The following is a 13,787-nucleotide window of genomic DNA, read 5'->3' as shown; positions in this document are numbered from 1 at the left end:
GCCGCTATCGCGGACGCGGCACAACCAGATTGCCCGCGCGCCGATACACGGTGCTGCGGTGCACACCCAGCGCGCGCGCCGCTCGGCTGACGTTGCCGCCATGCGCGGCCAGCGCATCCCGAATGGCGGTATCGGTCATCGATTGCAGATCCGCCGCGCCGCTGTCCGCCGTGGGCGCGTCCTGCGTGGGGCAGGATGTGGCGGATGACTGCAACAGCTCGGCGGGCAGCATGTCGACATCGACCACGCCCGACGGACCGGCCAACACATGCAAGGTGCGCAGCACCGCCACCAATTGCCGGTAATTGCCCGGCCACGAATACCCGGCCAGCAGGGCTTCGATTGACGGTGGCAGCACCGGCCCCGGGCCTTGCGCCGCCCACAACGCGCGCAGCAATTCCAGGCGGTCGGCGCGGGCGCGCAGCGGTTCCAGCGTGACCGTATATTCGGCAATGCGGAAATACAGGTCCGGGCGCACCGGCGCATCGGACCCTTCGTGCGCCAGCGGGCGATGGGTGGCGCACACCAGCGCAAAGTCCACCGGCACCGGCCGCGCCGCACCCAGCGGCGACACTTCACGCGTTTGCAGCACCCGCAGCAAGCGTGATTGCAGCAGCAGCGGCATGTCGCCAATTTCATCCAGGAACAACACACCGCCATGCGCCTGGCGCAGCAAGCCCTTGCTGCCTTGCCGGCGCGCCCCGGTGAAGGCGCCGTCTTCGTAGCCGAACAGTTCGGATTCAATCAGGCTTTCGGGCAGCGCCGCGCAATTGACGGCCACGAAAGGCCCCGATGCGCGCTTGCCTCGCGCGTGTACTTCGCGGGCGAACACTTCCTTGCCGACGCCGGTTTCGCCTTGCAGCAATAGGGAAACGCCCGCGTCCGACAAATGCACCGCACGCGCCAGCGCACCCAGCGTGGCGGCATCGAAGCTGGGCGCCGTCGGCCGGACGGTGGCGGCGGGCAGAGCCGGCGCCGTGGGCTGCGGCGGCCGCGAACGCGGCTGACGCAAGCGCGCGTGGTAGCCGGCGCCCGATCGCGCCAGCACCCGGCCGGACGCGTCGGGGCAGCGTTCCAGTTCGCCGTCGAACACGTCGGCGTAGCGATACACGCCCAGTGCGGTCGGGGCCAGACCCAATGCCTGCAACGCACGGCGGTTCGCGCCAATCAGCAGATCGCCCTGAAATGCCAGCAAGCCTTCGCCGGGCGCGCCCAGCCCGGTCGGGTCGTCGTGCAGACGCAGCACCGCGTAGTGTTCATAAGCCTGTTCAAACAGGCGGTGTTCGATGACGTCGACGGCCGCGCGCACCAGCGCCAGCACGTCGGGGCGGACATCGCGCGCCTGGCTGGACAAATCCAGCACGCCCAGCGTGCGCCCTTCGCTGTCGGTGATGGGCACCGCCGCGCAGGTCAGGATGCGATTGGGTTCGAAATAATGTTCCGCGCCATGCACGGCGATGGGTCGGCCTTCGACCAGAGCCGTGCCGATGGCGTTGGTGCCCGCCGCCGCTTCATCCCACGGCGCGCCCGGCATCAGCGCCACGCGCGATGCGCGGCTGGCAAAACCGCTATCGCCGTCGCTATCCAGCACCAGGCCCTGGGCGTCCGACAGAATCACAAGACTGCCGCTGCCGCCGGCCTGGCGGCGCAGGTAGGACATGGCGGGTTCAGACAAGCGGCGCAGCGCTTCGTTGCGCTGCTGGGCCTCGCGCAGTTCGCCTTGCGTCATGAGCTCGGCACGCCGCACGCCGCGCATGTCAAAGCCCAGGTCGGCGCATCGGCGCCAGGACCGCAGGATGGGCTCGGCAACGATGCCGCCGGGCACGGCGCCCTGCTGGTTGAACAGCAGGCGCGCTTGCGTCAGCGCGTGCTGACGAGATTGACTGGCCATGCTTGTCTCCTTGGACAGGCGCTTCTGCGACACCTGTTCCGCGACAACGTCGCAAATAACGACATCTCGAAGGGGCAAAACTGTTGCACGCCCGACAGGGCGCGGCGAAGTCAACTTTCGCACGCGAGGGCGCGCGCTGTCCAGCGGGGAAGCCCGCACGTTGGCATGTTCCTTGCTTGATACCAGGCAGGCAGCTGACTGCCGCTATCCCACAAAATCGGAGACAAGCATGGACATCGCGACCCGCATCACCCCGGACACGTATGGCACCCGTCTGGACCTGAAAACGCAGTACGACAACTTCATCGACGGCAAGTGGCAAAAGCCGGCGGATGGCGAGTACTTCGACAACGTCACGCCCGTCACCGGCCAGGTGCTGACGCGCAACGCGCGTTCGAAGGAGCGCGATGTGGACCTGGCGCTGGACGCCGCCCACCGCGCCGCGCCGAAATGGGGAGCGACCCCGGCCGCTGAACGTGCCCGCATGCTGATGCAGATCGCCGACGTGATGCAAGCCAACCTGGAACGCCTGGCCACCGCCGAAACCTGGGACAACGGCAAGCCCATCCGCGAAGCGCGCGCCGCCGACATCCCGCTGGCCATCGACCACTTCCGCTACTTCGCCTCGTGCATCCGCAGCCAGGAAGGCGGCCTGTCGGAAATCGATAGCGACACCGTGGCTTACCACTTCAACGAGCCGCTGGGCGTGGTCGGACAGATCATTCCGTGGAACTTTCCCATCCTGATGGCGGCGTGGAAGCTGGCGCCCGCGCTGGCCGCGGGCAATTGCGTGGTGCTCAAGCCCGCCGAGCAGACTCCGCTGGGCATCCTGCTGCTGATGGAACTGATTGGCGACATCCTGCCCCCGGGCGTGCTGAACGTGGTGACGGGCTTCGGTTTGGAAGCCGGCAAGCCGCTGGCCTCCAGCAAGCGCATCGCCAAGATCGCCTTCACCGGCGAGACCACCACCGGCCGGCTGATCATGCAGTACGCGTCGCAGAACATCATCCCCGTCACGCTGGAGCTGGGCGGCAAGTCGCCCAACATTTTCTTTGCCGATGTGGCGGCGCAAGATGACGACTTTCTGGACAAGGCGGTCGAGGGCTTCGTGATGTTTGCGCTGAACCAGGGCGAGGTGTGCACGTGCCCAAGCCGCGCGTTGATCCAGGAATCGCTGTACGACAAGTTCATGGAACGTGCGCTTAAGCGCGTGGCCGAGATCAAGCAGGGCAACCCGCTTGACGGCGACACCATGCTGGGCGCACAGGCGTCCACTGAGCAACTGGAAAAAATCCTGTCTTACCTGGATATCGGCAAGCAGGAAGGCGCCGACGTGCTGGCGGGCGGCTCGCGGGCGCAGATGCAAGGCGCGTTGGAAGGCGGCTACTACGTGCAGCCCACGGTATTCAAGGGCCACAATAAGATGCGCGTGTTCCAGGAAGAAATCTTCGGGCCGGTCGTGGCGGTAACCACGTTCAAGGATGCCGACGACGCGCTGGCGCTGGCCAACGACACGCTGTACGGCCTGGGCGCGGGCGTGTGGTCGCGCGATGCCAACACGTGCTACCGGATGGGGCGCGCGATCAAGGCGGGCCGCGTGTGGACGAACTGCTATCACGCCTATCCCGCGCATGCGGCGTTTGGCGGATACAAGCAGTCGGGCATCGGGCGTGAAAATCACAAGATGATGCTCAACCACTATCAGCAGACGAAGAACCTGCTGGTGAGCTATTCGCCCAAGAAGCTGGGTTTCTTCTAACGCGAAAGCGTGTGCAACGCGCGCCGGGCCTTCGGGCCTGGCGCGCGGGAACTTCGGAGCGCAAGATCGCCGGCCCGCCGGACCGCCGGGACGCCGGGACGCCGGGCCGCCGGACCGCGGCCCCTACACAGGACACCGAAATGGAAGCACCCACCCCGCGCGTCGTCGCCACCGACCAAGCGCGCCAACTGATTGACACCTTGCGCGCCAAGCACGGCCCGCTGATGTTCCACCAATCGGGCGGCTGCTGCGATGGCAGCTCACCCATGTGCTATGCCCAGGGCGAATTCATGGTCGGGGGCTCGGACGTGCTGCTGGGCCAGCTGGAAGGCTGCCCGTTCTACATGGGCGAGGACCAGTTTGCGTACTGGGAGCACACCCAGCTCATCATAGACGCGGTGCCCGGGCGCGGCGGAGCATTCTCGCTGGATAGCGCGGAAGGCAAGCGCTTCCTGCTGCGATCGCGCCTGTACTCGGACGAGGAATGGGCGCGCGTGGCGCCCGTTACGAAGGGCTGACGGAATTGTCCTGGTCACCCAAGGCAACGTCGCCGGCGCCTACCCGATCGCGCGCCCATTGCAGCGCGTCTTCCAGGCGATCATTGCCCCAGAACATTTCGCTGCCCGCAAAAAACGTGGGCGCGCCGAACAGGCCCAGGTCCCGCGCGCGGTCCACCTGACGACGCAGCGCTTCCTTGGCGGCTTCGGACTTGCCGCGCGCGATCAGCGCATCGGCGTCCAGCCCCAGGTCTTGCAGCAGGCCATGCACCACGTCTTCGGACTGGATGTCCAGGTCGTCCTGGAAATTCGCGCGAAATACCGCCACGCAGAAATCGCGGCACCACGGTTCATCCTGGCCCAGCAAGGCGATGCGCGCCGGCAGCACGCTCATGCGCGGGAACAGTCGCGGGCGGTTGTAGGTAATGCCGTATTTGTCGGCCAGGCGGGCAATGTCCCGCATCATGTAGGCGCCCTTGCCCGGGAACAGGCGAAACGGAGAATCGTTCCAGCCCTGGGCCTGGAAAATCGGCCCCAGCAAAAAGGGGCGCAAGTCCACCACCACGCCCGCGCTTTCCGCCAGCGCCTGCACGCGCAAGATGGCCAGATAGCTGTAAGGGCTGGCGAAATCGAACCACATCTGCATGCGGGGCGAGTCGGGCAAAGACGCGTTCATCAGGCAACTCCGACAGGGCTGGGGCTGCGACCAAGGCCCGGCTGGCCCTTGTCGCAGGCTTCTATTGAACGCTGCGGGCGTACTATTGCTCAAGCAACATTTCCGCCCGATACGCATGAGTTTCACGAATGTCATATCCGCTGGCAAAACTCCCGCCGCTTGATCTGGTACGGGGCTTCGTCGCTGTGGGCCGCCGCATGAGCATCACCCTTGCCGCGCAGGATCTGCATGTGACGCAGTCCGCCGTCAGCCGCCAGATCCGCGCCCTGGAAGCGCATTTGGGCGTACCGCTGTTGGTGCGCGGCTTTCGCAGCGTGTCGTTTACCTCTGAAGGCGCGCAGCTATTTCGCATGGCCGACGTGTGGCTGAGCCAGTTGGGCGACCTGACCGAACAGCTGCGCGCGCCCGAGCGCCGCACACCGGTCACCGTTACCACGACCATCGGCGTGGCTTCCCTGTGGTTGCTTCCGCGCCTGGGCGCCTTCCAGGCGGCGCACCCGCATATCGACGTGCGCGTGGCTGCGGACAACCGCCTGATCGATATCGACCGCGAAAGCGTCGACATCGCCATCCGCTACAGCCTGCGCGACAGCGTCCCGGATACCGCGGCCTGGATGTTCGGAGAGTCGGTGGTGCCCGTGGCGCACCCGTCGCTGAACGCCCGCGAGCTGGATGCGCGCGAGCTGCAACGCCATGTGCTCCTTGAATTCGACGACCCGACCCGGCCCTGGCTGCAATGGTCGGAATGGCTGAATGCGCGCGGCCTGAACCGGGCGCGCGCCAAGGGCATGCTGCGCTTTAATCAATACGACCAGATCGTGCTGGCGGCGCTGGCCGGCCATGGCGTCGCGCTGGGCCGGCTGGCGCTGATTGCGCCGATGCTGGCCGACGGGCGCTTGCAACCGGTGGGCGGGCAGGCCGCCTTGGCCACCGAGCACGCCTATTGGCTGGTCCGCAACGCGCGGCGCAGCACCGCCGACGCCGATGTGGTCGCCGCGTGGCTGATGCAACAGGCGGCGACGACGGCCCGCGACCTGTCCGGCGAATCCGCCCCCGGCTCTGCCCGCTGACCACCGGCCATCCGACCCCGCCACGGTTCGTACACGCCACTCACAAAGCTATACAAACCTTTGTACATTTCGGGTCCCGCTCGAGTACAGTTCGCGCTGCATGGCGAACAGCGGCCATAACCCGAACCACGAAAGCCGCCTGTTCGATCCCAGCCACTGCGGCGCGCCTTGTGGGATCCCCGCGATCCCCGCAACCCGGAAATCGGGGCCGGAGTTCCATCATGCATTCATCCCCTGATGGCCCATCAAGCCCGGGCCAGGGACGCTTTGTTGCCGCAACCCCCGTTTTTCGCCTGGCCCCCCCACTGATGCAGATAAAGCGTTTACGCCTGACCGACACCGACACCTGGCAAGACTGGTTTCACAACGTGCAGCGCGCATTCCTCGTGATCCTGGCGCCCTGGCTGGTCAGCGTCCTGGCGCAGTTCATCGGACGCAGCTATCTACTGGTGAAGTACGCGCCGTCGGCCACCTATTCCGCGCTGCCACAAGACGTGGGGCGCACACTGGGGATCGGCCTGCTGTTCGACATCAAGGTCACCAGCATCGCGTTTTCGGCGTTGCTGTTGATGGCGATGCTGGTGGCCGGCAGCCGCCCCCTGTATGCCCGCTGGCTGCGCCTGACGCCGGGCGTCGGGGCGGCCATGGCCGCGTTGATTGCCGGTTCCACCGTGGTCAGCGTCTGTTACTTCGCCACGTTTTCCCGATCGATCGATATCTTCGTGTTCGGCATGATCGACGACGATACCCGCGCCATCCTGATGACGCTGTGGCACGGATACCCGGTGGTGCAAGCAGGCGTGCTGCTGTCGGCGGTGCTGGTCTGCACGTGGTGGCTGGGGACACGCTGGCGGCGCCGCGTGCTCAGCCTGCCGTTGCGGCGGCGGGCGCTGCTTCCCACCGCGCTGCAATTGTTGTTCATCGTTGCCGTTACTGTGTTGGCCTGCCGAGGGTCCCTGGGCCGGTTTCCGCTGAACAAGGACGACACCAGTATCTCGACCATGCGCTTGTTGAACGCCATTGCGCCCAACGGCATCTCTGCTTTCTCGTGGGCGCTGCGCGAGCATGGCAACGACAAGCGTTTCCTGCCCGCCACCGCCGCCGAAGGCGAAGCGCTGTACGCACGGTTTCTTGGGCACCCGGTAAAACCCGACCTGACGCCCTTTAACGCGGTGACCGGCGCCAACCCGGCAGCGCTGGCGCGGCCGCCGCATGTTGTGCTGCAAGTCATGGAAAGCATGGGTCACCACCTTAATGCCTATGACCAACCGGGCCGCGATCTGCTCGGTGCGCTGCGCCCGCATTGGGAACAGGACTGGCGCTTTGACCGCTTCCTGTCGGAAGGCAACGGCACGATCGATTCCCTGGCGCGCCTGCTGGTACGCAGCCCGGTGCCGGCCATCGGCCAATCGTCGGCCGCCGACGACACCTTCGCCAGCAATGCCTTCGCACCGTATCTGGCACGCGGCTACCGTGTGTTGTTCGTGACGTCCGGCGCGGCCACCTGGCGCAACCTGGGCACCTTCGCCACGCACCTGGGCGCCCACGAATTCATCGACCAGCAGACCTTGCGCGCCAAGTATCCCGAAGCCCAGGCAGGCACGTGGGGCGTACCGGACGAATACATGTTCCGCTACATCGAAAGCCGCCTGGCCGATGCCGATCGGGATGGTCAGCCGCTGTTCATCGTTGCGTTGTCCACCACGCACCATCCCCCGTTCATCGCGCCCGACGGCGCGCAGCGCAGCGGCCTGGATCTGGCCGATGTGACGCGCCAGCCGTACTTCAAAAGCTGGAGCTCGGTGCAAGACGCGTTCTACACGCTGCGCTACGCCAACGATCAGTTGGGCCAGTTCCTGACGCGCGTGAAGGCCTCGGCCAGCGGCGCCCGCACCATCATCGCGGTCACGGGTGACCACAACATGCAGGGCCTGAATTACCAGGACGCGCGCGAAGCCGCGCTGGCCCGCGCCGTGCCCTTCTACCTGTACGTGCCGCAAGCGTACCGGGGCCAATCGGTGTTCGACCCGGCCCGCGTGGGCGGCCACAAAGACATATTGCCCACCCTGTATCAGCTGAGTCTGCCCGCCACGCCTTACTACCGCACGGGCTGCGATCTGCTGGCGGCGCAGCCGGACCCGGTCTGGTGCTTTGGTATCAACGACCCGCATCTGACGATCACGCAAGACGGTGCGTACCGGCGCGACCGCCCAGGCAAGATCCTGCCCTGGGCCAACGCGCAGGGCCTGGCGCTAGGCGCCGAACAACCAACCACGCCGACGCAGCGCGCCCAGCAAGAGCGGTTGGCCGCCTATCCCAAGCTGATGCTCTGGCAGATCAATTACCAGGTGCAATCGCAAGCCCGGCCGTAAGGTTGCACTGCCGCGCCCGAAAACCGGCGCGGCGCGGCATGCCGCAGCGCCAGGCTGTCACGATCAGCCCAGCGGCGGCTCGGAACCGCCCCTGACCGATGCACGGTCAGCCAACCTGCACTTGCCCGTCGCCCGCGATCATCTCGCCCACGACGGTTGCCTGGTCAAAGCCCTGCTCACGGAATAGCGCCAGCACCGCGTCGGCCACTTCCGGCGCGCAGGACACCAGCAGGCCGCCAGAGGTTTGCGGATCGGTCAGCAACGCGCGCTGCGCGTCGGTGACGCCCGCGGACAGCTGCACGGCGTTGCCGTATGACGCCCAATTGCGGCCCGATGCACCCGTGATGACGCCCTGAGAAGCAAACGCTTCCACGCCGGGCAGCCAGGGCAACGCATCCAGGTCAAGGCGCGCGGTCAGTTTTGCGCCGCGCGCCATTTCCAGCGCGTGGCCCAGCAAGCCAAAGCCCGTGACGTCGGTCACCGCGTGCACGCCGTCCAGCGCGGCCAACGCGGCGCCGGGCCGGTTCAAGCGGGTTGTCGTGTCGATCATGACGCGGTAGCCGGCTTCGTCCAGCTGGTTCTTTTTCAGCGCGGCCGACAAGATGCCCACGCCCAACGCCTTGCCCAGGATCAGCACGTCGCCCGCACGCGCATCGGCGTTGCGCTTGACGCGGCTGGGATGCACCAGGCCCATCACCGCCAGGCCATAGATGGGTTCGACCGAATCAATGCTGTGCCCGCCCGCCACCGGAATGCCCGCTTCGGCGCAGACCGATTCGCCCCCGCGCAGAATGTCCGCGATGACGCTGTGCGGCAGCACATTGATCGGCATGCCCACGATGGCCAGCGCCATGATGGGCGTGCCGCCCATCGCATAGACGTCCGACAGCGCGTTGGTCGCGGCGATGCGGCCGAAGTCGTGCGGGTCGTCAACGATGGGCATGAAGAAATCGGTGGTGGCGATGAGCGCCTGCTCGTCATTAAGCCGGTACACCGCCGCGTCGTCGGCGGTCTCGGTGCCCACCATCAGGTTGGGGTAGCTGGCGGCGGGGCCGAAACGCTTGAGCAGTTCGGACAGAACGCCCGGCGCGATCTTGCAGCCGCAGCCGCCTCCGTGCGAAAGCGAAGTCAAACGCGGCACTGCCGCGGACGCTACATCGTGGGTCATTTCAGTCTCCGGATCTCAATCGAAAAAGGATAGCATCGCGCCCGCCCTTCGCCCTATGATGTTTCGGCGACGCGCGCGGTGGCGGTATGCCGGGCAGGACCCGCGCGACGCCCGCCATCCAAGCCCGTTTCCCTTTGACCTTTGCGAAGGACGCCGTCTTGATCAGCCGCCGCCGCCTGCTTCAAACCGGCCTGTCCGTGGCCGCCCTGCCATATCTGCCCAAGCTGGCACGCGCCGCCGATGACGCCGCGCTCAAGGCCGCCACCGGCCCCGATTGGGCGCCATGGACCTTGCCCACCCCCGCCCTGGTACTGCCCGACCTTTCCGGGCGCGAGCAAAAGCTGTCGGCCTGGCGCGGCAACGTGGTCATCGTCAGCTTCTGGGCCACCTGGTGCGAGCCGTGCCGCGACGCCATCCCGTTGATGTCCACCATGGCCAAGCGGCATCGTGAAGAAGGCCTGCGGCTGGTGGCCGTCAATGTGGGCGAAGCGCTGGGCAAGGTTTCGACCTTTCTGGCCAAGTCGCCGGTGGCCGGCACGGTAATGCACGACCGCAACAGCGCGGCGTCAAAGAAATGGGATGCCATCGCCTTGCCGGCCAATTACCTGGTGGACCGAGGCGGGTCGACCCGATATTGGCATCTGGGCGAGCTGGACTGGAAGTCTGAACAGGTGACGGCCGTGGTGACGCGCATGTTGCGGCGGTAGACGCGCAGGGGCGTGCGTGGATGAAGCCGTGGCGGGGGGTGTGGCGGGAGGTGTGGCGGAAGGCAGCAGGAGTCGAACCTACCTGGGAACGTCTGACGCCCCCAACTGGGTTTGAAGCCCAGCCGTGCCGCCGGGCACGGATGCCTTCCGCAGCGAAGGTGCCTATGATACCGGCTGCGGCGCCTCTTGCGTCGAAGCAAAAGCGCTGTCGCCGCGCAGCACATGGGTGTCGCGCACACGCCGCGTGTAGCCCACGCGATCAAAGAATTCCAGGATCTGGATGGCGCGCTTGCGTCCCAGGCCCGTGGCGTCGCGGAACACCGCCGCGTTCAGGCCGCGCGCCTGGCTTGCCAGGTCCGCCGCGATGCTTGCCAGCACATGCACCTGATCGCGGTGATAGAACAAGTCCTTGACCACTTGCGCGACTTCGCCGCGACGCAGCAGCTTGCGCAGCAGCAGCCGCACGCGCTCTTCGGGTTCGGCCAGCGCGCGCGCCACGTCGCGCACCCATGGCGGGTCGAACGCGCCGGCATTCAATAGCGGCAGCACACGCGCCGCCAGCGCATTTTCGTCGTCGGCGAGCGTGGACGTGTGCGACGGCAGGTGCAGCCAAGGGCCGTTGCGCGAAAGGCGCCCATCGCGTTGCAGCGCGTCGAGTACGGCGGTCCACAACGCATCGGGGCCCACCGGCATCGCCATGCGACGCAGGCGTGCACTGTCCGGGCCGGGCTCGTCCGGCGCGCCGTGGTGAAAGGATGCCAGCGCCTGTTCGACGCGGGCAAGCAGCGCCTGCCAGTGCGCGGCCAGGATCAACGTGCGGGGCGCCTGCGCGTTGCGCGTTTCGACCCACAGCGCGCCATGAGGGGCGGCGATGTCGCGCACCGGCATGCCCGTCAGGCGTTGCAACGCGGCTTCGTCCAGGCCCAGCGGCGCGTGCGCCAGCACCGGTGGCAAACCGCCGCCATCCAGCATGTCGGACAAAGCCTGCAACGCTTGCATGCGAGCGGCGGCGCGGCGCTTGCGGTCGGGTGCGTTGGGGTCCAGCACGCGTCCGCCACCGACCGTGCGCGTGGCCTGCGCGTTGCGCACGATGTAGCGGTCGCCCGGCATGGCGCACACGGGCTCATCGAACACCAGTTGCACCCAGCCGGACTGCCCGGGCGCCAAGGTCTCGGCGCTGATCGGCACCACGTGCGCCACGTGCCGCGCCGCGCCGATGTGCACGTGCAACGGCGCCCATGCACGCAAGGGCGCGTCGGCGGACGGCAGCAAGGTCAGGGCCACATCCAGATGGCGCGACGGCAAAAAACAGCGGGCGTCCGCGATCCAGTCGCCGCGCGCGATGGCATGCTTGTCGATGCCCGCCAGATTCAGTGCGCAACGCTGGCCCGCCGCGCCGGTTTCACTGGGCCGGTTCTGCGCATGAATGCCGCGTACCCTCACGCGTGTGCCGGCGGGCATCAGGCGCAGGTCGGCCGCCTCGTCGCCGGCGCGCGCCACGCCCGAATGCGCCGTACCGGTGACCACGGTGCCGTGGCCAGCCAACGTAAACACGCGGTCCACGGCCAGCCGGAACAAGCCGGCCGCGTCACGCCGTTGCAGGTCTTGCGCCTGACGGTGCAGATAGTCTTTCAGCTGCGCCGTGCCAACGTCGTCGGTCTGCGTGGCGCTTACGGCATGGACCGGCGCGCCATCCAGAAACGTGCCCGCGGCCAGCGCGGCGATATCGGCGCGCACGGCGGCCAGGCGTTGGGCGTCGGCGCGGTCGGCCTTGGTCAGTGCCACCGCGCCGCGCGCGACGCCCAGCAGCGTCAGGATGGCCAGGTGCTCGCGGGTCTGGGGCATGACGCCGTCGTCGGCGGCCACCACCAACAGGCCGAAGTCGATGCCGCTGGCGCCGGCGGCCATGGTGTGCACCAGCTTTTCGTGACCGGGCACGTCGATGAAACCCAGCACGTCGCCGTTGTCCAGCGGCGTGTAGGCGTAGCCCAATTCAATGGAAATGCCGCGCGCCTTTTCTTCCTTGAGCCGGTCGGTATCTACGCCCGTCAGCGCGCGCACCAACGTGGTCTTGCCATGGTCGATGTGTCCGGCGGTGCCGATGATCATGCCAGCGGCTCCGCCAGTTGCGCGGCGAAGGCGGCTTCGTCACGGGCTTCAAGGCAGCGCAGGTCCAGCCACAGCGCGTCGTCGGCAATACGGCCGATGACGGGCGTGGGCAGGCCGCGCAGCCGGGTTTCCAGCGTGTCCAGATGGCGGCCGGGGCGCCCGCTGCCGGTGTAGCGCAGCGCAAGGCCGAAGCTGGGCAACTGGTCCACCGGCAACGCGCCGCTGCCGATCTGGCTGAACATGGGAACGGCCTGCACGGCGTAGTTCGCACCGACCGCATGCGCCAAAACGCCGCGCAGCCGGTCGGCCAGCGGCTGGATATCGCGTTGCGGCCGGGTCAACAGGCGTAGCGTGGTGAGCCGCTGCGCCAGGAATTCGGGCGCGCGATACAGGTGCAGCACGGGTTCCAGCGCCGCCAGCGTCAGCTTGCCGACGCGTAGCGCGCGCTTGAGCGGGTTTTTCTTGATCTTGCGGATCAGGTCGGCGCGGCCGACCAACAGGCCGGCTTGCGGGCCGCCCAGCAGCTTGTCGCCGCTGAAGGTGACCAGGTCGGCGCCTGCCGCGATGGTGTCGCGCACCGTGTCTTCGCGCGGCAGGCCGAACTGCGTCAGGTCCACCAGCGTGCCGCTGCCCAGGTCTACCGTGGCCGGCAAGCCCTTGGCATGCGCCAGCGCCGCCACCTCGGCCACGCCGACGCTCTTGGTGAAGCCGGTGACCGCGTAATTGCTGCAATGCACCTTCATCAGCATCGCGGTGCGCGGCCCGATGGCGCCGTCGTAGTCGGCGGCATGCGTGCGGTTGGTGGTACCCACTTCAACGAGCTTGGCGCCGGCGCGTTTCATGATGTCGGGGATGCGGAACGCGCCGCCGATTTCAACCAGTTCACCACGCGACACCACGACCTCGCGCCGGTCCGCCAGGGCGTTCAGCATGAGCAGCACGGCGGCGGCGTTGTTGTTGACGACGGTGGCGGCTTCGGCGCCCGTCAGTTCGCACAGCAGGTCGTCGATGAGATCGTCGCGATCCCCGCGGCCACCGGTATCCAGATCGAATTCCAGATTGGCCGGCGTGGTCAGCGCGCGCAGCACCGATGCCACCGCTTCGTCGGGCAGCAGCGCCCGGCCCAGGTTGGTGTGCAGCACGGTGCCGGTCAGGTTATAGACCGCGCGCAGGCGGGGTTGCGCGGCCTTGTCCAGCGCCGCCGTCAAGCGGGCCGCAACCATTGCCGCATCCAGATCATGGCGCCTCAAGCCGCCGGCCAGCGCGCGTTGACGCAAGACATCCAGGTCGCGGCGCAATGCAGCCACAACCTGGGTACGGCCGTGCGTGTCCAACGCCACACGCATCGCATCCGCATTCAACAGGCGGTCCAGCGGCGGAATGTCGGACGCAGCAGCGGCAGTATCGGCAGCGGCAGTGTCGGCGGCGGCGGTTTCAGCGGCGACAGTCCCGACGCCGGCAGCCCCGGCGGCGGCGGTTTCAGCAGCGGCGGTCTCAGCGGCGACGGCGCTGTCTTCTGACGGAAGCTCGGCCATGCG

Annotated in this window: 10 protein-coding genes and 1 tRNA gene; 5 read left to right on the top strand and 6 right to left on the bottom strand. The window is 67.3% G+C overall.

Annotation, left to right across the window (positions count from 1 at the left end; translation table 11 throughout):
* Positions 1-4: 4 nt before the first annotated feature.
* Positions 5-1,891 carry a sigma-54-dependent Fis family transcriptional regulator gene (locus tag AC6LJY_RS12285; protein WP_498136039.1) on the bottom strand — a complete coding sequence of 629 codons (1,887 nt, stop codon included), beginning with the start codon at positions 1,889-1,891 and terminating at the stop codon, positions 5-7.
* Between the two features lie 229 nt (positions 1,892-2,120).
* On the opposite strand from AC6LJY_RS12285, the gene adh reads away from it, so the two are divergent.
* Both adh and AC6LJY_RS12275 read left to right on the top strand, forming a co-directional pair.
* Positions 2,121-3,650, top strand: coding sequence for an aldehyde dehydrogenase (gene adh / locus AC6LJY_RS12280; protein WP_046805608.1), 1,530 nt, complete (start codon positions 2,121-2,123; stop codon positions 3,648-3,650).
* Between the two features lie 140 nt (positions 3,651-3,790).
* On the top strand, positions 3,791-4,168 hold the full coding sequence (locus tag AC6LJY_RS12275; protein WP_046805607.1) for a DUF779 domain-containing protein: 378 nt from the start codon (positions 3,791-3,793) through the stop codon (positions 4,166-4,168).
* Here the strand turns inward: AC6LJY_RS12275 and AC6LJY_RS12270 are convergent.
* Complete coding sequence (locus tag AC6LJY_RS12270; protein ID WP_046805606.1) at positions 4,155-4,823, bottom strand: 2-hydroxychromene-2-carboxylate isomerase; 669 nt, start codon at positions 4,821-4,823, stop codon at positions 4,155-4,157. The genes AC6LJY_RS12275 and AC6LJY_RS12270 overlap by 14 nt on opposite strands.
* A 128-nt stretch (positions 4,824-4,951) precedes the next feature.
* On the opposite strand from AC6LJY_RS12270, the gene AC6LJY_RS12265 reads away from it, so the two are divergent.
* The gene (locus AC6LJY_RS12265; RefSeq protein WP_498136038.1) at positions 4,952-5,893 is read left to right on the top strand and encodes a LysR substrate-binding domain-containing protein; all 942 of its coding nucleotides are present in this window, start codon (positions 4,952-4,954) and stop codon (positions 5,891-5,893) included.
* Between the two features lie 308 nt (positions 5,894-6,201).
* Positions 6,202-8,265, top strand: a complete 2,064-nt coding sequence (locus AC6LJY_RS12260) for an LTA synthase family protein (RefSeq protein ID WP_219992580.1) — start codon at positions 6,202-6,204, stop codon at positions 8,263-8,265.
* A 106-nt stretch (positions 8,266-8,371) separates the two neighbouring features.
* Here the strand turns inward: AC6LJY_RS12260 and selD are convergent, their stop codons facing one another.
* Positions 8,372-9,433 (bottom strand): selenide, water dikinase SelD, encoded by a 1,062-nt coding sequence (gene selD, locus AC6LJY_RS12255; RefSeq protein WP_046805603.1) that lies wholly within the window; start codon positions 9,431-9,433, stop codon positions 8,372-8,374.
* A 158-nt stretch (positions 9,434-9,591) separates the two neighbouring features.
* Here selD and AC6LJY_RS12250 point away from each other — a divergent pair, with 158 nt between their 5' ends.
* Positions 9,592-10,140 (top strand): TlpA family protein disulfide reductase, encoded by a 549-nt coding sequence (locus AC6LJY_RS12250; RefSeq protein ID WP_498136037.1) that lies wholly within the window; start codon positions 9,592-9,594, stop codon positions 10,138-10,140.
* Between the two features lie 53 nt (positions 10,141-10,193).
* Here AC6LJY_RS12250 and AC6LJY_RS12245 read toward each other — a convergent pair.
* From AC6LJY_RS12245 to selA, 3 genes are all read right to left on the bottom strand, one after another.
* Positions 10,194-10,289: transfer RNA gene (locus tag AC6LJY_RS12245), tRNA-Sec, on the bottom strand.
* A 13-nt stretch (positions 10,290-10,302) separates the two neighbouring features.
* The gene (gene selB, locus AC6LJY_RS12240) at positions 10,303-12,249 is read right to left on the bottom strand and encodes a selenocysteine-specific translation elongation factor (RefSeq protein ID WP_498136036.1); all 1,947 of its coding nucleotides are present in this window, start codon (positions 12,247-12,249) and stop codon (positions 10,303-10,305) included.
* Positions 12,246-13,784 (bottom strand): L-seryl-tRNA(Sec) selenium transferase, encoded by a 1,539-nt coding sequence (selA, locus tag AC6LJY_RS12235; protein ID WP_498136035.1) that lies wholly within the window; start codon positions 13,782-13,784, stop codon positions 12,246-12,248. The genes selB and selA overlap by 4 nt, the downstream gene beginning before the upstream one ends.
* Positions 13,785-13,787: the final 3 nt, after the last annotated feature.

The organism is Achromobacter sp. RT286_PF, from assembly GCF_059760425.1.
Note: the sequence above shows the minus strand (reverse complement) of the source record. Positions and strands in the feature narration are given on the sequence as shown.